The sequence below is a fragment of the Nocardia sp. NBC_01327 genome (genome assembly GCF_035958815.1).
GTDB lineage: Bacteria > Actinomycetota > Actinomycetes > Mycobacteriales > Mycobacteriaceae > Nocardia.
The window spans coordinates 5,054,233-5,074,846 of record NZ_CP108383.1; the positions used below are offsets into that span (position 1 = coordinate 5,054,233).

Consider the following 20,614-nt stretch of genomic DNA (forward strand, 5'->3'; position numbering starts at 1 on the left):
CCTCTGCCCGCCAGGAGATGCCCCCTCTTGCGGCAGCCCCTGCGCCCCGAAACGATTGCGAGACAGCGCCGGAGAGAACCTCGGTCCGGTGAGGATGGCGGGAGACTCAATCACGTGGCTGCACAAACGAACTGGCGGGAAACCTGGATCGGCCAGCTCTTCACCATCGCGGCACTTCTGGTCGGCGTGGTCGCATCGATCGGAATAGTCGTCGGATGCCAACGGGGGCAGTGGTTTTTGGTTGTGTTGTCGGTGGTGGTGCTGGCGGTCTGCATCCCGATCGTGGTACCAGCGGTATTAGCGGATCTGCTCGGTCAGGTCATGCTCGCGGTGATGATTCTGACGGTGCCTCTGCTGATCGTCCCGCGTGGCAGAAGCTGGTGGTTACGGACTTGGGGCCCCGCACTCGCGGGCTTTCCGACCCGAAAGCCGCCCCCTGACAGCGAACCCATTCCTGTCGTCGCAGATATCGTCCCGGCGGCGGAAGAACTCGAAGAGCTCCTCGGAATGATGGACGCCGACGTCCCATCCACATGGTCGAAGACTGTGAGAGAACAGCTTTCGGTCCCGCGATTCCTGGAGCTGAATCCGGAATTCCCGGTCAACGCCAGAGCCCAGTATGCACATCTGCTGGAATCACGATGGATGACCACAGTCGACTTCTTCGACCTGACCGGTGTTTCGATCGAGGATGACGACCTGCTCTACGACTTCCTCGCACGGTCCTATCGATACATCTTCGAAAACATCGATCCGGATGACTTGGAAGAGCAGCCAGCGACGCGCCCCTGGGACACATCGCGATTCAGTTCGTAGGTGACCTGGCAGACTCGCCCACTGTGTCAACAGCTGATGAGTCTGCGGTCGTACCGCCATTGTCCTCAGGTCCTCACTACGCGACATTTGGGCGTCGTGTAGGTCGACTGATACTGGGACTGGGCAGCCTGGGAACGCTTTTCGGCCCATACCTCCCGCTGGTGCACTACCCCGGTCTCAATTCCGACTACACATTGATGGAGTCGTCGCAACAACTCGGCGCCCCTGGAGTCGGGTTGTTGATCGCGGGATCGGTGGTGCTGCTGGCGGCGGCAGGTTTGCTGTTCGAAAGAGTCCAGACCCCCGCGAGGCTCGGGGTGGTGCTGGTGCTGGCGTGCCTCGAGTCCTTCGGGTCCTTGTTCGTCTACGCGATCGCGTTCACCCTGATATGGACCGCATCCCCAGAACTCATCGACACTGACTCCCACAGACACTATTTCGTCGAAGCCCACTTCAGATATGCCGCCTTGGTTCCGGTGCTGTCGTGCGGGTTGATGATCGCCGGCGCGCTCTGGTGGTGTGTCGACGCCCGCCAGGCGCGGAAGAACACAGTGTGACCGCTGCCGACGGGCTCCAAGCCGCTCCGTTCCACGACGCCCTGTTCTGAAACACTGTGCCCTGCAATAAGAGTGCCGTCGATCCACCCGCACTAGCCGTCGAGGGAATCGCCCGCGATGTCATCCGCGTCATCCAGCGCGCGCCGAGACGCCGGACTCTATATCTCCGACAGCATCATCGTGACCATCGCGAGTAGCACTGAGGTGCGGACAGCGGTATTGCAACACCAGGCGTTGATTGCCGACGAAACCCTGGCGGAGGAGATCTTCCTCGTTTCGGAACTCGACGACGGCTACTGCGGAACGGCCGGATCCACCGACCTCCTCATCCACATCGACAGAACGAGCTGAGATCCAGCAACGCGGCTCGCCCTGCATTCGACGAAAGGGGTTAAGGCATCAGGTTGCAGGATTGGCCGGACATGAGGCCGAGGCCGCACAGCAGGATCACTCGTAGGGTGGACAGTTCGCCGGAATTGATCGAACCTGTTGACGCTGAGCCGGAATCGGCGATGGTGGTGAGGGGGGCTGGGGTGGGGGTGACGGGTGCGGCCTGGGCGGTGCCGGCGGCTAGTGCGCCGGAGATCAGGCAGGCGGCCAGGATGTGGGGGAGTTTCGGTGGCGGAATCGATTTCATTGTTCCTCCTCGGAGTGATGCTGCGTAGCACTCTAGGAGGGGGCCGCCTCTGAGGAATGCCGCGAATTTCGGGGGCCTGCGATGGGGTTCCGGTTGGTGGTCGCTGCCTGACCGGTAGCTCCGCATTGGCTGTTGGGCGGCGCAAGGTGTGTGCAAGCGCGGTGGGAGGGATGGCGTGCAGGATGGGGTCATGTGGACAACAACCGACAGTGTCGTCTCGGCCGACGGCACTCGTATCGTCTTCCATACGCTCGGTGATGGGCCGCCGCTGGTGGTTCTGCACGGCGCGCTGGTCACCACGGAGTTGTATCTGCCGCTGGCCGAGCTGCTCGCCGCCGAATATCGGGTGGTGGTGGTCGGTCGGCGGGACTACGCGCCGAGTGGAAATGGCACGCGGCCAAGTGTTTTCGCCCGGCACGTCGAGGACCTTGCTGCTGTGCTCGAACGTCAGGACGGTCCGAGTTTTGTCTTCGGGCACTCCGCCGGGGGCCTGGTCACCCTGGAGGCGCTCGCCGCGGGCATTCCGAATATCCGGCGGTTCGCGCTGTACGAGGCACCCTTGGCGTTCGCGGGCGGCCCGCTGCGAACGACACTGGACCGAGCCCGCGAGCTCGTCGCCGACAACCACCCAGCCGATGCGGTGGTCGAATTCTTCCGGGCCATCCTCGATCCGCCTGCCCCGGAAAGCATCCTGCGCGCGCTGGGAGCGGCCATGGCCGCCCGCGCGCCCGGGTTGATCGCCGACCTCGAATGCCTCGCCGTAATGGATCCGGACCTGAACCGCTGGTCTGCCACGGCCACACCGGCACTGCTGCTGGCGGGCTCCGCCAGTGATGGTTACGGGCAGGAAAGCATGGAGAAACTCGATGCGGCCCTGCCGGATTCACGATTCACGCTGCTGGCCGGGCTGACCCACAGTCCCGATGATTTCGCTCCGGTAGCGACTGCGCTCCGCGAGTTCTTCCACTAGCCCGCGAGCCCGTACAGCTCCGCAAGTTCCCAATTCCCCTGAACGCCAGGTAGTTCGGACAGGTAGTCGACAATTCGGGCGCGCTCCCATCCATGCGACTCCCGCAGACCCTCGGCCAGCATCCCGAGATAGCGCGCGGAGGGCTTCCGAAGCACGACGGTCGCAGGATCCCAGGGTGACGTAAAGGTCAGGACGGGAAAACCGTCGAGATCGCCGACATGGACAACGGTCTCGTACCGACCCGGCCCGAACTGCACACGGCCGGAGTCCAGCACTGCGTCGATATCGAAATCGGTTGTCCGGCCAGGAATCCGGTGCATCTCCTGAGTGAGCAGATCGCTGAACTGCTGCCGAGTCAGCAGGTACCCGCGCCCCGCGGCGCCCCGCGGCCAGCCGGGTTCTGGCCGATCGGTATAGAAGGCCACGCCCCCGGGCCAGACGAGACTCTGCCAGGCGAAGTAGACAGTCCCGGGCAGAGTGAGGGGAGTGGTCTTCAAAGGTGGTGTGCGGTCACGGAATCCGGGATAGGTGTGCGTCGTGCCCGGGGGAGTGCCGCCCTCGGCGTAGTACGCCAGCCTGCGGGCGAGCAGGTTGGAGCCGTACGCGCAGTACCAGACGTGCGTCATCGAGGCCGATCGGGGCGTAGCACCAGCGGCAGATACACCTGATCGACGATATCGATGATGACCGCGTCATCGATCGGCGCCCCGAACATCAGGAACTCGTTGCGCAGCAGGTCGATTGCGACCATGGCCCGCCGGGAATCCAGAGTCGAGCGCTCGACCTCACCGCGTTCCACAGCACGCTGCAGCAGCATTCGAATCGTCGCGGGCCCGGCGCCGTGCACCCGTTCCCTGATGAGCCGCCCGAATTCGGGCTCACGGTTCATCTCGGCGATGAGTCCACGCAGGAGGCCACCGAACGGTGTGGTCATCTTCGCGGAAATCTGGCGCAGCAGGGAGATCACATCCGTGCGCAGCGCGCCGGTATCGGGGACATCGGCATCGGCGATGCCAATCCCCTTGTAGGCGTCCATAACCAGCTCGGCGCGCCCGGACCAGCGGCGATACAGGACAGCCTTGCTGGTGCGCGCCCTGATCGCGACCCGTTCCATGGTCAGCGCGGAGTATCCCCGCTCGGCCAATTCCTCCAGCGTGGCCATGAGAATGGCGCGCTCGAGTTCCGCGCCACGGCGGCGCGGTCCTTTGCGATGGTCGAGGGTCGTCTCGACGGATTGCTCGAGGTTCACTGCCGGCGGGACTCCTGCGGACGGGTCGAGAGAACGTTGCGTTCCCTCAGTAGAGGCTTTACCGTGAGAAATAGAGTACCGATAGTATCTTATGATCTTGAGGGAACCTATGACAGAGACTGTTGTGCCATTTCAGGCCCAGGATGCCCCCGCCTTTCCGAGCGACCGCACCTGTCCGTATCAGCTACCCGCCCAGTACTTCCGGCTCCGCGACGACGAAGGCTCGCTGCGGAAGGTGACTCTCTACGACGGGCGCACGGCCTGGGTGGTCACCAAGCACGACGCGGCGCGGAGACTGCTGGCCGACCCCCGCCTGTCCTCGGACCGGACCCACCTCGATTTCCCCGCCACCTCGGCGCGCGTGCTCAGCTTCCGGGACCGCACACCGGGTTTCATCAGTCTCGACCCACCCGAGCACGGCCCCAAGCGGCGGATGCTGATCAGCGAGTTCACCGTCAAACGGGTCAAGGGCATGCGGTCCGATATCGAGCAGATCGTGCACGGCTGCATCGATGACATGCTCGCCGCCGGTCCTCCGGCCGATCTGGTCAGCCAGTTCGCCTTGCCGGTCCCGTCTCTGGTGATCTGCCGCCTGCTCGGTGTGCCGTACGAGGATCACGAGATCTTCCAGGATGCGAGCCGACAGCTGTTGCAGGCGACAACCGCAGCCGATGCGACCGCCGCGCGCGATGCGCTCTCGGCCTATCTGGACGGGCTCATCACCGCGGTGCAGACCACGCCTCGTCCCGGTCTGCTGGGCAGCCTCGTCGCCGACCAGCTGGCCCACGGCGAGATCGATCGCGAGGAACTGGTCGCGACCGCGGTCCTGCTGCTCGTCGCCGGCCACGAGACAACGGCATCGATGACCTCACTATCGGTGATCACCCTGCTCGAGCATCCGGAGCAGCACGCCGCCCTGCGCGCCGATCCCGCTCTCATCCCGGGCGCGGTCGAGGAACTGCTGCGCTATCTCGCCATCGCCGACATCGCGACCGGCCGAATCGCGAAGGCCGACATAGAGATCGACGGCCAGGTGATCGAGGCCGGTGACGGCGTGCTCGTCAGCAATTCCATCGCCAATCGCGATGGTGCGGTCTTCGCGGAGCCGGATACCTTCGATGTCCACCGCTCGGCCCGCCACCACATCGCGTTCGGCTACGGCGTGCACCAGTGCCTCGGCCAGAACCTGGCCCGCCTGGAACTCGAGGTCATCCTCGCGGCGCTGTTCGATCGCATTCCGACTCTGCGGCTGGCGGTTCCGCTGGACCAACTGACGCTGCGACCCGGCACCACGATCCAGGGCGTCAACGAACTCCCGGTCACCTGGTGACCGTATGCCTGCGATTCGAAAGGAGTACGCATGCGAGTGACTGCCGACCGGAATATCTGCATCGGCGCGGGCCTGTGCGCACTGACCGCTCCCGCGGTCTTCGATCAGGACGACGATGAGGGCCTCGTCATAGTCCGAGATGCTCACCCGGACAACATGACTGAGCCCGCCGTCCGGGAGGCGCTCAACATTTGCCCCTCCGGCGCCATCGCATTCACCGAATAGCCGGACAACCGAGGGTCGTCACACCGCAGCGCTGTCGCCGGTCTAGCCGGTAGATCGGCGAAACCGCGGCAGCCGCAGAGTCTTCCGAGATTGCGGCGGCCGGTGGTCTCACGTCAGTGCAGCATCGGGTTGCGGTACGCGCTCGGTGGATCGCGGCTCGGCGGGCGTCCGCGACAACCTGCTCGGCCACCAGTTCCATCGCCCGACCAGCACGGCCATCGCCGGGATCATGACCGTGCGCACCACGAGCGTGTCGAGCAGCAGCCCGGTCGCGATGGTGAAGCCGATCTGGGCGATATTCGTGATGTCGGAGAACATCAGCGCGAACATGGTGATAGCGAAAACAATTCCCGCCGTGGTGATTACGCCCCCCGTTCGGCTGAGTGCCCGTGCGACGGCCGCGCGCAGGCCCGCATCGGGCGCGGCCCGCAACTCATCGCGTACCCGGGACATCAGCAGCAGATTGTAGTCGGCGCCGACGGCCGTCAGGGCGATGAAAGCCATCGACGGCACCGCCCAGTGCAGCGGTTTGCCCAGAATGTGTTGCCACAGCAGCACACTGAGCCCGAGCGCGGCGAGATACGACAGCAGCACTGTGCCGAAAACGTACAGGGGCGCGATCAGACTGCGCAGCGTCACCGCCAGCACCAGCAGGATCAGTATCGACGCCGCCGCGATAATGGTGACGAGATCCCGGAAGGCCATGGCGCGCAAGTCGACATAGGCCTGCGACATGCCGCCGGTCTCGAAGGTCGCGCCGGTCAGTGAGGTGCGGCCGGCCGCCGCCCGCGCGGCATCGGCGACCTGCTGCGTCAGTGCCAGACCCTCAGCGCTGAAGGCATTTGCCTTGCCGAACACCATCATTCGCGCGGAATGCCCGTCCGGAGAGAGATAGATTTTGGTGGCGGTGGTCAGATCCTTGTTCGTCATCGCGAGGTCGGGGAGGTTGAATCCGCCCGCCGCCGGCGCGATGGTCGGGTTCTGCGCCAAGCCGTTCAGGAAGCCGACGGCTTGATCGAGCCCGGCCGGTAGCTGGTCGTACACCTGCGCCACCTGCGTGACACCGTCGTGCAGCTGACCGGTGCCGGCGGCCAGTCCGTCGGCGCCGGTCTTCGCCTGTCCGATACCGGATCCGAGCGCACCGATTCCCTGCTGCAACCGAGTCTGCCCGTCGACCAGTGCGGTCGATCCCGCCTGCGCCGTTTGCAGACCGGTAACCAACTGGGCGATACCGGTCGCCAGCTGCGCCTGGCCGTCCGACAGCGCGTGCACACCCGCCCGCAGCTGCGCCAGCTCGCTCACGGCATTGCCGGTCGAACTGCTGTCGAAGGCCGACAGTGCGGCCTGGGCGGTGGCGCACATCGGCGTGGCCGCGCATTGCGGATCGGCCGACACCAGCGCCCGTAATCCGTCGATGGCGGACAGCGGCCCCTGCACCGGGGCCAGTGCGAGATCCACCCGATCGGCGAGATCGGCACTGCCCGTTTGCAGGCGCTGCGCCCCGGAGCTGAGTTGTACTGCGCCACCGGCTAATTGGTCGATGCCATTGGCGAGCGTGTGCGAGCCGTCGACGAGCTGGGAGGCGCCCTGCCCGGCCTGCGCGGAACCGCTGGTGAGACTGCCCATTCCGGCGGCCAGCGCCTGAGCCCCGTCGTTCAGCTGCGCCACACCGCTGGACAATCGCTGCACATCGGGCCGAGCGGCCGAGAGCTGCGTGGCGGCCGCACCGAGCTGAGTGCTCACCGTCCCGATCTGCTTGTCGACCGCGGCCTCCGGGATGGGAACGCCCAGCGGTCGCGAAATCGACCGGACGGCAGCGACTCCGGGCAGCCGGGTGATCTCGGTGGAGAGTGTTTCGATCGCGGCATAGTCACGTGCGGTGCGCATATCGTGATCGGAGCGGATCAGCACATAGATCGGCAGCAGTTCATTGGCGGGGAAATGCGCTGCGGCAGCGGCGTATCCGCGATTGCTGGGGGTGTCGGAGGGCTGCGTCGCGCGCTCGTCGTAGCTGATGACGAGTGTGGGCAGCACCGCCGCGAGGGCGGCGGTCACGGCCAGCGAGGCAGCCAGCATGCGGACGGGATGACCGGTGACCGCGGCCGCCATACGTTGCCAGTAATTCGCGGTCGGGCGCGCGGAGGGTTCGGCGAGACCCCAATCGGCGGCGATCATCAACAGCGCCGGCGTGAGCGTGATCGCCGCGGCCACCGTGATCAGCACACCGATCGCACACGGGATGCCGATGGTGCGGAACACTCCGATGCGGGTGAAAGTCATTGTGGCGCAAGTCAGGACCACGATGAGACCGGAGGCGAGGATGATCGGCGTAATCCGCCGGTACGCGCCCCGATACGCCTCGAGCGGGGACAGCGCTTCGCGCCGTCCCTCGTGGTACCGACTGATCAGGAAGATCGCATAGTCGGTACTCGCGCCGAGGATCATCGCCGACAGCAGCGCCACCGAGAAGATCGATGTCGGCAGTCCGTGGGCGCCGAACAGGGAGACCACCGGCCGCGCGGTCGCCAGCGCCAGCCCGATGGTGAGCAGCGCGACGAAAACGGTGGACAGCGATCTGTAGGTCGCCATGAGCAGCAGCGAGATCAGGACGACGGTCATCAGCGTGATAATGGCCAGCGCATGGTGGATGCCGTCGAGCTCATCGGCGAATGTCGGTCCGGGACCGGTGATATCGGCTTGCAGGCCCGGCGGTCGCGGGACCGCCGCCACCGCGGCGCGCACCGCGGCGATCGATCGAGTGGCCTGGGTGGTTCCGGTATCGCCGACCAGGCGGATCTGTGTGTACACGGACTTCTTGTCCGCGCTGACAACCGATCCGGCGGTGGCGGGCGACGCCCACAGATCCATGACCGAATCGACGTGCTCGTGATCGGCCGTCAGCGCGGCCACGATCTTGTCGCAGTAGGCGCGGTCGGTCGCATCGAGCGGCTCGGCGCCCGTCAGCATCAGGTAGGCAATCCCCGAACTGCTCGATTCCCCGAACTGCTTACCCATCTCGATCAGCATTCGAGAGGCAGGCGTGTCCTGCGGAATCATCGGCGTGGAGTTGTCGAAAACCGTCGATTCCAGCTGCGGTACAGCGAGATTCAGAATTCCGGCCGACAGCAGCCAGATCGCCACCACTACGTACCGGAATCGCCGCACCAGTGCACCGAGTTTGTCGAGTCGGTCGGCCTGCATCCAGAAGCCCCTATCGTCACATCGTTGCGAGGATCATAGGCATAGGTGCCGAGAATTCCGATACGAAGGCAATCGCGGCTGCATTGTCCGAAAGGTGTTCGGCGCGTGCGGGCTTGGTATCACCGGTATCGCGCACGGCTCGCCACCGGCAGGGAATCCGACCCGCTCGGACGCGGAGTCGGGGCGAGGTTCGGGTGTCCGGAGAGGCCGTCTGGAACCGCCTCGGCCGGAGAGGAAGGCCTCGAAACGTACTCGGCGGTAACGTCTCTCGCGATCCAGCTCCCCGAGGTCGGCAACTGCGATCTACGCCGGTCCCGGCCACATCGAGTGTTCCGGGCACCGCATGGGCTATCCTCTCGGTCGAGTGGCGCTCGTCACTTCACGAGGCATGGATGCGCGCTCCAGATGTAATCTCTTCGGTACCTGTTACCTTCAGTAACTACCAGAGATTGCTGGGGGACAACGGTATTGAGGCATTTGATGCGCCGTGGGCAATGTGGCTCGCTATGACGATGATGTCGACCCGGTTGCGGTGAATCCAATTCCATTTTCCCGCCGTCTATTTCGAATCGAAACGACGCGCGGATTCGAGACGTGCAGTCCCGCAATGCTATTACCGAAACCATTGATCATCCGGTAATCCGAACAACCGCAGACGTGTGTCACCGACGACGACACTCTGTGGTGAAGTGCCCATTTCACGGCCACCGGGCTGCCCCGGATCGGCCCCGCGGCGCCGACACAGTCGTCGGCTTGCTGCCGACTACCTCCCCTTGACCCGGCCCTGACGGCCAGGCGGCTGCCTGCTGCACCCTGACCGTCCACCGTGACCATGCCAAAGGAGTTCAGCGCCATGGACAACCCCGCGCTACCGTCCGTACCTCGCCAGAGTGTTGGCCTGGCCGTGCGCCCCGAGTTCTCGGCGGATCCAGTCGGCCGGCACGCTGCCTCACCGGTCGACCAACTGACCTCTGTCACCCATCGATTGCGTGAAATCCTTTACACGGGTGAGGAATTCGACTCCGTGTACCGCCATGTGCTCGCGGCTCCCGGCAAGCGGGTGCGTGCCCGCCTGGTGCTGGCGTGCTCCGGTCTGCTGCCCGGCGCCGTCGCGGCGCCACTGGACGATGCCGTCGACCTGGCCTGCGCGATGGAGATGTTCCACGAGTCATCGCTCGTGCACGATGACATCTGCGACGGCTCACTGCTGCGGCGTGACGCACCGTCGGTCCCCGCGGCCTTCGGTGTCCGCACCGCGGCCCGTGCCGGATTTCACTTGGCGGGCCTAGCTTTACAGGTGGTCGCGCGGGTGCTGGCCGACAATCCGGTGGTATTCGAACGCGTCGGTGAGGCTCCCGGAATCACCTACGCCGACCGGCTCTCGGACCTGTCCTTCGGTCAGCTCATCGAGACCCTGCCGCCTTCGGTCGACGATGCCGCGCTGCGCCGCCACTACGAACTGGTGGCCGGTGCGAAGACCGGCACCCTGTTCCGGCTCTCGTGTTCCTACGGCGGCACGGCCGGCGGCGTCGACATCGAGCGGCTGCACGCCCTGATGGAATACGCCGACCAGCTCGCGCTCGCCTTCCAGATCATGGACGACGTACGGGATATCGAGGGCGGACCGGCGCTGGGCAAGGACGCCGGCGGCGATCTGGAACGCCGGGTGCCGACCTGGCCGGTGATCGAATGGCTGGCCACCCGGCCCGGCGCGCGCGAAATGTGGCTCTGCGAAGACACTTCCAGCGTCACGCTGCAGGACGATCTGATCGACAGCGGCGCCACTCGCGTCGCCCGGGCGGTCGCCGTGCGCGCCACGGAGGCGGCCGATCGGGCGCTGGATGCGTTCCCCGCCACCCCCGCGCGTGCCGATCTGCGAAACCTGTTGCAGCAGGTGATTTCCCGATGAGCGGAACCCGACTCGGCACCCTGGCCTACGGTCTGCGGCACCTGCGCCGCGCACCCGATATCACGGCACTGCGGGCGGCGCCCACGCCGGATGAACTGGCCCGGCTCGCGCTGATCCCCGCAGGCCGAAACCTCGGCATAGCAGTCGGATTCCTGTCGCCCGGCCTGCGCGCCGAGGCCACCGCCGCGCTGCTGGCCTGCCGAGTGCTCGACGCCTACGAGGACCTCATGGATCGCGCGGTGGCCAGCAGTGCCGTGCGCACCGCGGCGGAGTACCTCGCCGGCGATACCGGCACCCCGCCACCGCCGCTGCCCGCGGTCACTGTCCGCGACAGCGAAGCGGTCGATCTGGTCTTGGCCGAGCGCATCGGTGACGTGCGGGCACTGCTGTCGGCACTGCCCGGCGACGGCCGCGCACGCGTCGGCCGCATGCTGGTCGACATCGGTGAGGTGATGGCCCGCAATATCGATTCACCGCTGCCCCGCTTCGCCTACGGCGAGGGCGTGCTCGGGCGAGTGACGCACTACGCCTGTGCCCTGGCCGCCGAAGACGCTTTCGCCGAGGCGGATCTGCGCGAGCTCACCGCCTGTGTCGGCGTCATCGCGCAGTCGGCCAACGATCTGCGTGACGGCGAACTGGCACTCTACGGCGCCGCCGACAACGAGGAACTGACCCGCATGGTGATGCTGCGGCTGCTCACCCCGGCGCTGGGCGGCGTCGCGCTGCTGGCCCGGATGGGCCCGCGCACCAGGAGCCGGGGCGCACGAGCGGCGATGGCGTACATGACGATCACCACGGCCGGGTTCCTCTGCCGCACGGTCGAGGCGCCCGCGCCCTACCGGCGGCCGATCGGCGCGGCGGCCCTGGCGGCATGTTCGGCCACGTACTGGAACAAGATGCTCGAGCGGGTCCGGAACTCCGCCGACGCGGCGATTCACCTGGTGCTGGAGGGATCTCAGGATTCGGACGGCGAACCGGGACCGGCGACGGATGTGCTGAGTTCGGGTGATGCGCGGGCCATGGCGTCCTCGATCGTGCCGTTGATCGTGGACACCACCTTCGCCCTGGTGCGAACCCTGCCCGACGAACCGCTCACCGGCAAACTTCCGGACCCCGATGTGCGCGCCATGATGATCGCCGATCACCTGGCCTTCGGTGCGCTGGAACGGTTGCCGGCGCACCGTCCCGATGCGATGGCCGCACTCGCCAAAACACTCCAGCTCGCCGCTCTCGACACCTCGACCCAAGGAGCCCGACCGTGAGCACTCTCAGCACGCCCCGACCCCTCGACACCACTACCCAAGGAGCTCTGCGATGAGCACCGCAACGCCTTCCCCTCGCACCGGAACGCCCGTAACAGGCTCCGAGGCAATACCTTTCAGCAAGCGGGTGCTCAAACTCGAATACCCGTCGAATGTCGGCCCGCTGATGCACATCGCACTGTGGCTCGGGTTCCTGTCCATCGGCCTCTTCGTTCCGATCGCCACGAACTGGTACCTGGCCGTGCCGCTGATCATCCTGCTCTCACTGCTGAATCTCTCGCTCACCATCGGTGTGATGCATATGCACACCCATCGGCCGCTGTTCGTCTCGCAGCGACCGAACCGGGCGGTCGACATCCTGTGCTCGCTGCCGGGCAATCTGACCGCGGCGGAGATGCGCGAGGTGCACGTCCTCAACCACCACCGCTTCAACGACGGCCCCGGTGATGTCACCACCACCGTCGGATACGAACGCGGACTGTCCGCGATCTGGTATTGGGTCCGCTACGGCGCGATCGTCAAATACCACACGATGCGAACGATTTTCGCCGCCGATCCCACTCCTCGCCGCCGGAAGACGCGCCACCAGTTCATCTTCGACCTCGCGCTGTACGTGGCGATCATCGGAACCACCTGGTACTTCGTCGATTTCAACCGGTTCGTGCTCTTCTACTGGGTCCCGTTCTTCATCACCCAGGTGAACGCCGGTTACTTCGCGTGGCTCAGCCATGCTCCCGCGCGGGAGTACGAGGACGACCCCAGCACCTCGCTGAACAATGCGGGCAACATCCTCAACTTCCTGATCTTCAACCAGGGCTACCACAGCGTGCACCACCGCTACCCGGGCATCCACTGGAGTCAGATCCCGGACAAGCTCGACTACATGCGCAAGGTCGATCCCGGCGTCATCGTTCCCTACTGGATGGTGGCCCAGTCCGGATGGCGACTGGCGGTGCCCGGCGGCTTCCTCAACGAGCGCTACGGCCAGAAGTGGAAGGCGCGGTTGGAAACTCGGCTCGAGGCCGAGACCGTCCGCAATCGTTACCTGCCGTGGTTCGCATGGATCTGATCACTCAGGAACAGGCACGGGGCGTGCTGACAACTCGATCTCGGCTCGTCCCGTTCCTGATCGCCTTCGCCGCATACGGTTTCGCCGGAATCACCGTGCCGATCATGCTGCTGTTCGCGGGCGGCTGGTGGCTGCCCAAGACGGTCGACAAGGGACCGCACCTGGCGACCTTCCCGTCGATCGTCATCGATGTACTGCTGCTGGCGCTGTTCGGCCTGCAGCACTCGGGCATGGCCCGGCCCTCGTTCAAGGCCTTCATCACCCGCTGGGTGCCGGAGGCCCTCGAGCGCACCGTGTACATCGTCATGGTCTGCGCCGTGATGTGGACGATCTTCCTGTGCTGGCAACCGATTCCGGCGCAGATCTGGTCGGCACACGGTTGGGCCGCAACGGTTTTGGACGCCGGGTTCTGGCTCGGCTTCGTCCTGGTCTACGCGGCCACCATCCTGCTGAACCACTTCCATCTGCTCGGCATCAGCCAGGCCTACCGCCAGTACGTGATCCGGGTGCCCGACGCGACCGTCGACCGGCTGCAGGTGCAGGGGCCGTACCGGCTGGTGCGGCACCCGCTGATGACCGGCCTGCTGGTCTCGTTCTGGTTCGCCAGCACGTTCACCGTCGGACATCTGATCTGGGCGCTAGGGGTGACCGGCTACATCCTGCTCGGCACCTTCCTGGAGGAGCGCGATCTCATCGCTCGCTTCGGTGCGGCCTACCGCGCCTACGCCGCCGAGGTACCGGCCTTCTTCCCCGCGGTGCTCAGCCCGGCCGCGCGGGCTCGTCTCCGCGGGCGGTCGTAAGAGCCCGGCTACGTGGCACTTCCCTCGATCAGGGAACACGCAGGCGACCGTTTCCGAGTGAGGAGAGGAATCGACGTGAACAGTCATCGAGTTCGCGAGCGCGGCACCCGCACCGCTGCCCGGGCGGGCAGCGCCCGAGGAATCGGGCGCGCCCACAGCAAGGCGATTCTGCTGGGCGAACACACTGTCGTGCACGGCACGCCCGCTATCGCGTTTCCCGTTCCCGCCCTGTCGGTGAGCGCCGTGGCCTGGCGGGGGCGATCGGTGACAGCACCGCAGCCGACCGATTCGCCTGCGGGACTGAGCTTTACGGCAGGCGATCCGCTCACCGCCGACACCGAGATGTCCGGGCCACGTGTCGCGGTCGACGAGGCGCTGCGGCGGTGGGGGCTCGCCGACGAGACGGTCGAGATCGTTCTCGATTGCGGCGACATCCCACCGGCGCGCGGGCTGGGGTCCAGCGCGGCGTGCGCCGGCGCCGCGGTGCGCGCGGCCGCGGATCTCTTCGGCAGAACCATCGATGCCGAGACCCTCTACGAATTGGTGCAGTGCGGTGAACAGGTCGCGCACGGCCGGGCCAGCGGCGTGGATGCCAGCGCCGTGCTGGCGTCCGGGCCGATCTGGTTCCAGCAGGGTGCGGCCCGGCGGATGACTATCGGCCTGGACGCGGTGCTGGTGCTCGCCGACACCGGAATGCCCGGCGCCACACAGCATGCGGTCGCCGCGGTCCGCCGCACACTGGATCGCCACCCTGTCGATGCGCGGCGAATTCTCGATCGCGCGGCAGAATTGGTCGACTCCGCCGCCGGCGATCTGGCGGCCGGACGGGTTCAGCCTTTGGGCGCAACACTTCTCGACTTCCAGGATCTGCTGACCGAACTGGGCGTCAGCACCCCCGAAATCGACACTCTGGTGTCGGCCGCTGTCGATGCCGGAGCGCACGGCGCCAAGCTCACCGGCGCCGGTCTCGGCGGCTGCGTCCTCGCCCTCACCGACATCGGCAGCGCCGCTGCGGATGTGAGCGCGGCGCTGCGCCGGGCCGGTGCGGTGCAGACCTGGATCGTGCCTGTGACCTCCGGCCGGCACCCATTCCCTTCCCATACCAGACCGGAACTCGGTACCCGCCAATGACATTCACACCTGTAGAGCTGCAAGTCGGCACCCGCGTCGAGGTCGGCAGCGAGGCGGTCGCGGTCGCTCATCCGAATATCGCCCTGGTCAAGTACTGGGGCAAACGCGATGAAGCGCTTGCCCTGCCCGTCACGGGCAGCCTGTCGATGACGCTGGATATCTATCCGACCACCACTTCCGTGCGGTTGATCGAAGGACCCTCGGATGTGGTCGAGCTCAATGGCAGCACCGCGACCGGTGCGTCGTACGCCCGCGTCGAGCGCTTCCTGGACCTGATCCGCGCCCGGTCCGGCCGTCGTGAACACGCCCTGGTCGTGTCCGCCAATACCGGGCCGACCGGTGCGGGCCTGGCCTCCTCGGCAAGCGGTTTCGCCGCACTGGCCGGCGCGGCCGCAGCCGCGTACGGGCTGGGGGCCGATGCCCGCACGCTCTCGCGACTGGCTCGGCGCGGTTCCGGCTCGGCCTCCCGATCCATTTTCGGGGGATTCGTGGTCTGGCATGCGGGGGAGGGCGAGGGCGAGGCTGGCGATCTGAGCTCGTACGCGGAACCCATCGGCGGCGAGGCACTGGACCCGGCGCTGATCGTCGCCGTCACCGATCACCAGGAGAAGGCGGTCTCGAGCCGAGAGGCCATGCGGCGCACCTGCGCGAGCTCCCCGCTCTATCCGGGGTGGGCCGGAGATTCGGCGCTCGCCCTCGACGAGATGCGCAAAGCCATTGCGCGCCGCGATCTTCCGGCGGTCGGTGAGATCGCCGAGCGCAATGCCCTGGGCATGCATGCCAGCATGCTCATGGCCCGGCCCCCGATCCGATACCTCTCGCCGCAGTCGATCGCGGTCCTGGATGCGGTGCTGGCGCTGCGCGCCGACGGCATTGCCGCCTACGCCACGATCGATGCCGGGCCGAATGTGACCGTCCTGTGCGCCCGCGCCGACGAGGACCGGGTGGCCGCGGCACTGCGTGCGGTAGGCGATTTCGTCGATACCCGCACCGCACATCTCGGACCGGGCGCGACCCTGGTCCCGGGAGGTGATCGATGATCACCTCCCGCGCCCCGGGCAAGCTGTTCATCGCCGGCGAGTACGCCGTTGTCGAACCGGGCCACCTGGCGGTCCTCACAGCGGTCGATCGCTTCGCGACCGCCACGGTGAGCGAGTCGAAAGAGGCGGACACACAGCTGCATTCGGATCTGGACGGTGGCATGACGCTATCGTGCAGGCGCGTCGGGGACCGCATGATCCCGTCGACGGCCGACGGCGCGGTGCCCGCGTCGTTCGCCTACGTCTTCGCGGCGGTCACGGCGGTCAATCGATTGCTCGTCGAGCGCGAAATCCCCGAGCGGGCCTTCCTGCTCGATATCAGCAGCGACCTCGGCGACGCGGACGGCAGAAAGTTCGGCCTCGGCGCGAGCGCCGCCGTGACCGTGGCGGCCGTTGCGGCCCTGGGGCGGTTCTACGGGCTCGGGCTGAGCTCGATGGACCGGTACCGGTTGGCGATGCTGGCCACCATATCGATCAATCCGAAGGCCTCCGGCGGTGATATCGCCGCCAGTACCTGGGGCGGCTGGATCTCCTACCGGTCGCCCGACCGCGCACTGGTCTCAGAGCTGCTCGCGCACAACGGAATCGATGCCGCACTGCGTGCGCCGTGGCCGGGTCTCGCGGTGCGCCCGCTGCCCGCGCCGACCGAACTCACCATGCAGGTCGGCTGGACCGGGAAGCCCGCGTCCACACCGGCGCTGGTGGCGGGGCTGGGCAACAGCTCCCGGCAGCTCAGCGACCGCACCGCCTTCCTGTCGCACAGCAACGAATGCGTCGAGCGACTCTCCGCCGCCCTCGAAGCCGGCAACTCGATCGGGATAGGGGACGAGATCCGCTGCGCCCGCGAGCTTCTCATCGACCTCGATGCGACAGCGGGATTGGGCATCATGACGCCGCTGCTGGAGGCGCTGTGCGCAGCGGGCGACGCGGTCGGCGCGGCGGCCAAACCCTCCGGCGCCGGAGGCGGTGACTGCGGAATCGCGCTCATCGACCGCACCCGCTCCGCCGCGCTGGACGAACTCACCGACCGCTGGGTCACCGCGGGTATTCGGCCGCTGCCGCTGCGGACACATCCATCCGAAGGAGAGTGTCGATGATCGCGGACCGCAAGGACGACCATGTGCGCCATGCCGTGAGCCAGCGCCGCCAGCACAGCGGCGCAAGCGATTTCGACTCGGTGACCTTTGTGCACCACGCGCTCGCGGGGATCGACAGCCAGGACGTGTCGCTGGCCGTCGAGTTTGCCGGAAAGAGCTGGGAGACACCGCTTTTTGTCAATGCGATGACGGGAGGCAGTCCTCGGACCGGGGAGATCAACCGGCTGCTTGCCATTGCCGCCCGCGAGACCGGCGTCCCGATCGCGTCCGGATCGATGAGCGCCTACTTCCGTGATCCCGAGGTCGCGGGCACCTATCGCGTGCTGCGACAGGAGAATCCGCACGGCTTCGTCATGGCGAATGTGAATGCCACCGCGACCGTGGATCAGGTGCACCGGGCGATCGATCTGCTCGAGGCCGATGCCCTGCAGATTCATCTCAATGCGGTGCAGGAGGTCGTCATGCCCGAAGGGGACCGGTCCTTCGGTTCCTGGCCCCGCCAGATCGAGCAGATCGTCGCGCACAGTCCGGTTCCGGTGATCGTCAAGGAGGTCGGATTCGGTCTCAGCAGGCAGACCGTCACCTGGTTGCGGGAGGCCGGAGTCGCGGTGGCCGATGTCGGCGGCCGGGGCGGCACCAATTTCGCCCGCATCGAGAACGATCGCCGCAGCACCGCGGATTTCGGCTTTCTCGACAGCTGGGGTCAGTCCACGCCGAACTGCCTGCTGGACTGCGCCGGTGTCGCGGGCATCGATATCGCCGCGTCCGGTGGCATTCGCTCGCCCATCGATATGGCGCGGGCATTGGCACTGGGCGCGAAGGCGACCGGTGTCGCCGGGGCCTTCCTCGAGATCGTGGTCGGCCGCGATGATGCGGCGCTGGTCGACACGATCCGGACCTGGCTCGGGCAACTGCGGCAACTGCTGACCGTGCTCGGCGCCCGCTCACCCGCGGACCTGGCCGGATGCGATCTGCTGCTCACCGATGACGTGGCCACATTCTGCGGGCTGCGCGGCATCGACGTGGATTCCTATGCCCACCGGAGCTCCTGGTGGAGCGAATCGAAGAGTTCGAGAAGGAGTCACCCATGAACGACATGTCCTATGCGGCAGTCCCGATGCAGTGGGTGGGACCGCTGCGGATTACCGGCAATATCGTCGACGACAGCGTGGACGTACCGCTGGCGACCTACGAAACGCCCCTGTGGCCCTCGGTCGGGCGCGGCGCGCGAATCACCACGCTGACCGAAAAAGGCGTGGTGGCAACACTTATCGACGAGCGCATGACCCGCTCCATCCTGCTCGAAGCCGATGACGCCTACACCGCGCACACCACCGTCACCCGGCTCAAGGCCGAATTCGCGCAATTGCAGGCGGTTGTCGCAGGCAGCAGTCGATTCGCGGAGCTCATCGATCTGCACCACCAGATCACCGGGAACCTGCTGTTCCTGCGCTTCGAATTCACCACCGGCGACGCCTCGGGCCACAATATGGCCACGCTCGCCAGCGACCATCTGATGGACCACATTCTGGAGACGATGCCCGGCGTGCGGTACGGCTCGATCTCCGGGAACTACTGCACGGACAAGAAGGCGACCGCCGTCAACGGGATCCTGGGCCGTGGCAAGAATGTCGTCACCGAACTGCTCATACCCCGGGATGTGGTGGAGAACCGGCTGCACACCACCGCCCGGCAGGTCGTCGAGCTGAATATCCGCAAGAACCTGATCGGCACGCTACTGGCCGGTGGAATTCGTTCCGCCAATGCGCATTACGCCAATATGCTGCTCGCGTTCTACCTGGCCACCGGGCAGGACGCCGCGAATATCGTCGAAGGATCCCAGGGCATCACCCATGCCGAGGATCGCGGCGGCGACCTCTATTTCTCGTGCACGCTGCCCAATCTCATCGTCGGCACGGTCGGAAACGGCAAACACGCGAGCTTCGTCGATGAGAACCTGTCCCGCCTGGGCTGCCGGGCGGAGCGCGAGCCCGGTGGCAATGCCCGCCGGCTCGCGGTTCTGGCCGCGGCCACAGTGCTGTGCGGCGAGCTGTCGCTCATGGCGGCGCAGACCAATCGCGGTGAATTGATGCGCGCACACACCCAATTCGAACGGCCCACCTCGAGCAACGGAATACAGCGATGACCACACAGCCGGTCGGGATACACGACCTTTCGTTCGCCACCACCCACTACGCCCTCGATCACGCGGTACTCGCCGAACGGCTCGGCGTGGACGTGGACAAGTACTACCTCGGCATCGGCCAGGAAAAGATGAGCGTGGCCGCCGCCGACGAGGACATCGTCACCATTGCCGCGGCGGCGGCGGGACCGATTCTGGCCCGGCACGGCACCGACAATATCCGGACCGTGCTGCTGGCCACCGAAAGCGGCGTCGACCAGTCCAAAGCGGCAGGTCTGTACCTGCATTCGCTGATCGGTCTGCCCAATACCGCCCGGGTCGTCGAAATCAAACAGGCCTGCTACGGCGGCACGGCCGGGTTGCAATTCGCCGCCGGTCTCATCGCCCGCGACCCCTCGCAGCGCGTACTGGTCATCGCGACCGATATCGCCAAGTACGAACTCGATTCCCCCGGTGAGCCGACGCAGGGCGCGGCCGCGGTCGCCATGCTGGTCAGCGCGAATCCGGCGATCCTGGAACTGGATCCGCAATCCGGGCTCTACAGCGCCGACATCATGGACTTCTGGCGCCCCAATTACAGCAGTGCCGCCATGGTCGACGGCAAGACCTCCGTCAACGCCTATCAGAAGGCCGCACAGGAGGCGTGGACCGATTACCGGCGCAAGGGCGGCCGGGAGCTCACCGAGTTCGCCGCGTTCTGCTATCACCAGCCCTTCACCAAAATGGCGTACAAGGCCCACCGCCACCTCCTCGAAAGCCAGGGCCACACCGCGGATGCGGCCGAGATCGACGCCGCGATCAAGGACACCACCCTCTACAACCGCACGGTGGGCAACAGCTACACCGCATCGCTCTACCTCGGGCTGATGTCGCTGCTCGATCACGCGGGGGATCTGACCGACCGGCCGCTCGCCTTCATCAGCTACGGCTCGGGCAGTGTGGCCGAATTCTTCAGCGGCACTGTGCAACCCGGCTACGCGGAGCATCTGCGCACCGATGCCAACCGGCAGGCCATCAGCACGCGGGAGGTTCTCGATTACGAGCGCTATCGCGAACTGCACGAGGCGCACTCGCCCACCGACGGCATGTACCACCCCACCCTCGAGGAGACCAGCCGCCCGTACCGGTTGTCCGCCCTCTCCGGCCACAAGCGCATCTACGAATCCCGGTGAGGGGCA

Annotated in this window: 20 protein-coding genes; 16 read left to right on the forward strand and 4 right to left on the reverse strand. The window is 66.3% G+C overall.

Annotation, left to right across the window (positions count from 1 at the left end):
* Positions 1 to 114 precede the first annotated feature (114 nt).
* From OG326_RS22900 to OG326_RS22910, 3 genes are all read left to right on the forward strand, one after another.
* The gene (locus tag OG326_RS22900) at positions 115 to 816 is read left to right on the forward strand and encodes a hypothetical protein (protein WP_327139154.1); all 702 of its coding nucleotides are present in this window, start codon (positions 115 to 117) and stop codon (positions 814 to 816) included.
* Between the two features lie 239 nt (positions 817 to 1,055).
* A complete protein-coding gene (locus OG326_RS22905) occupies positions 1,056 to 1,373 on the forward strand; it encodes a hypothetical protein (RefSeq protein ID WP_327139155.1) in 318 nt (105 codons plus the stop codon).
* Between the two features lie 117 nt (positions 1,374 to 1,490).
* Positions 1,491 to 1,724, forward strand: a complete 234-nt coding sequence (locus OG326_RS22910) for a DUF5915 domain-containing protein (protein WP_327139156.1) — start codon at positions 1,491 to 1,493, stop codon at positions 1,722 to 1,724.
* Positions 1,725 to 1,764: 40 nt separating this feature from the next.
* On the opposite strand, the gene OG326_RS22915 is transcribed toward OG326_RS22910, so the two are convergent.
* Entirely contained in the window at positions 1,765 to 2,010 is a 246-nt protein-coding gene (locus tag OG326_RS22915; protein ID WP_327139157.1) for a hypothetical protein, read from the reverse strand.
* Positions 2,011 to 2,200: 190 nt separating this feature from the next.
* Between OG326_RS22915 and OG326_RS22920 the strand changes: the two genes are divergently transcribed.
* A complete protein-coding gene (locus tag OG326_RS22920; RefSeq protein ID WP_327139158.1) occupies positions 2,201 to 2,980 on the forward strand; it encodes an alpha/beta fold hydrolase in 780 nt (259 codons plus the stop codon).
* On the opposite strand, the gene OG326_RS22925 is transcribed toward OG326_RS22920, so the two are convergent.
* On the reverse strand, positions 2,977 to 3,606 hold the full coding sequence (locus OG326_RS22925; RefSeq protein WP_327139159.1) for a histone deacetylase: 630 nt from the start codon (positions 3,604 to 3,606) through the stop codon (positions 2,977 to 2,979). The two genes, OG326_RS22920 and OG326_RS22925, sit on opposite strands and share 4 nt — an antisense overlap.
* Complete coding sequence (locus OG326_RS22930; protein WP_327139160.1) at positions 3,603 to 4,229, reverse strand: TetR/AcrR family transcriptional regulator; 627 nt, start codon at positions 4,227 to 4,229, stop codon at positions 3,603 to 3,605. Before OG326_RS22930 ends, OG326_RS22925 begins: the two co-directional genes overlap by 4 nt.
* A 109-nt stretch (positions 4,230 to 4,338) precedes the next feature.
* On the opposite strand from OG326_RS22930, the gene OG326_RS22935 reads away from it, so the two are divergent.
* Both OG326_RS22935 and OG326_RS22940 read left to right on the forward strand, forming a co-directional pair.
* Positions 4,339 to 5,559, forward strand: a complete 1,221-nt coding sequence (locus OG326_RS22935) for a cytochrome P450 (RefSeq protein WP_327139161.1) — start codon at positions 4,339 to 4,341, stop codon at positions 5,557 to 5,559.
* A 30-nt stretch (positions 5,560 to 5,589) separates the two neighbouring features.
* The gene (locus tag OG326_RS22940) at positions 5,590 to 5,784 is read left to right on the forward strand and encodes a ferredoxin (RefSeq protein ID WP_327139162.1); all 195 of its coding nucleotides are present in this window, start codon (positions 5,590 to 5,592) and stop codon (positions 5,782 to 5,784) included.
* Positions 5,785 to 5,892: 108 nt separating this feature from the next.
* Here OG326_RS22940 and OG326_RS22945 read toward each other — a convergent pair whose 3' ends face one another.
* Entirely contained in the window at positions 5,893 to 8,985 is a 3,093-nt protein-coding gene (locus tag OG326_RS22945) for an MMPL/RND family transporter (protein WP_327139163.1), read from the reverse strand.
* Between the two features lie 853 nt (positions 8,986 to 9,838).
* On the opposite strand from OG326_RS22945, the gene OG326_RS22950 reads away from it, so the two are divergent.
* From OG326_RS22950 to OG326_RS22995, 10 genes are all read left to right on the forward strand, one after another.
* Positions 9,839 to 10,894 carry a polyprenyl synthetase family protein gene (locus tag OG326_RS22950; protein ID WP_327139164.1) on the forward strand — a complete coding sequence of 352 codons (1,056 nt, stop codon included), beginning with the start codon at positions 9,839 to 9,841 and terminating at the stop codon, positions 10,892 to 10,894.
* Complete coding sequence (locus OG326_RS22955) at positions 10,891 to 12,156, forward strand: hypothetical protein (protein ID WP_327139165.1); 1,266 nt, start codon at positions 10,891 to 10,893, stop codon at positions 12,154 to 12,156. The genes OG326_RS22950 and OG326_RS22955 overlap by 4 nt, the downstream gene beginning before the upstream one ends.
* A 52-nt stretch (positions 12,157 to 12,208) precedes the next feature.
* Entirely contained in the window at positions 12,209 to 13,225 is a 1,017-nt protein-coding gene (locus OG326_RS22960; protein WP_327139166.1) for a fatty acid desaturase, read from the forward strand.
* Positions 13,216 to 14,025 carry a methyltransferase family protein gene (locus OG326_RS22965; RefSeq protein ID WP_327139167.1) on the forward strand — a complete coding sequence of 270 codons (810 nt, stop codon included), beginning with the start codon at positions 13,216 to 13,218 and terminating at the stop codon, positions 14,023 to 14,025. Before OG326_RS22960 ends, OG326_RS22965 begins: the two co-directional genes overlap by 10 nt.
* 75 nt (positions 14,026 to 14,100) lie before the next feature.
* Positions 14,101 to 15,156 carry a mevalonate kinase gene (gene mvk / locus OG326_RS22970; protein WP_327139168.1) on the forward strand — a complete coding sequence of 352 codons (1,056 nt, stop codon included), beginning with the start codon at positions 14,101 to 14,103 and terminating at the stop codon, positions 15,154 to 15,156.
* A complete protein-coding gene (gene mvaD, locus OG326_RS22975; RefSeq protein ID WP_327139169.1) occupies positions 15,153 to 16,196 on the forward strand; it encodes a diphosphomevalonate decarboxylase in 1,044 nt (347 codons plus the stop codon). The genes mvk and mvaD overlap by 4 nt, the downstream gene beginning before the upstream one ends.
* On the forward strand, positions 16,193 to 17,293 hold the full coding sequence (locus OG326_RS22980) for a phosphomevalonate kinase (RefSeq protein WP_327139170.1): 1,101 nt from the start codon (positions 16,193 to 16,195) through the stop codon (positions 17,291 to 17,293). Before mvaD ends, OG326_RS22980 begins: the two co-directional genes overlap by 4 nt.
* On the forward strand, positions 17,290 to 18,384 hold the full coding sequence (gene fni, locus OG326_RS22985) for a type 2 isopentenyl-diphosphate Delta-isomerase (RefSeq protein WP_327139171.1): 1,095 nt from the start codon (positions 17,290 to 17,292) through the stop codon (positions 18,382 to 18,384). The genes OG326_RS22980 and fni overlap by 4 nt, the downstream gene beginning before the upstream one ends.
* Positions 18,381 to 19,439, forward strand: coding sequence for a hydroxymethylglutaryl-CoA reductase (locus tag OG326_RS22990; protein WP_327139172.1), 1,059 nt, complete (start codon positions 18,381 to 18,383; stop codon positions 19,437 to 19,439). Before fni ends, OG326_RS22990 begins: the two co-directional genes overlap by 4 nt.
* Positions 19,436 to 20,608, forward strand: a complete 1,173-nt coding sequence (locus OG326_RS22995; protein ID WP_327139173.1) for a hydroxymethylglutaryl-CoA synthase — start codon at positions 19,436 to 19,438, stop codon at positions 20,606 to 20,608. Before OG326_RS22990 ends, OG326_RS22995 begins: the two co-directional genes overlap by 4 nt.
* The last annotated feature ends 6 nt before the right edge of the window (positions 20,609 to 20,614 follow it).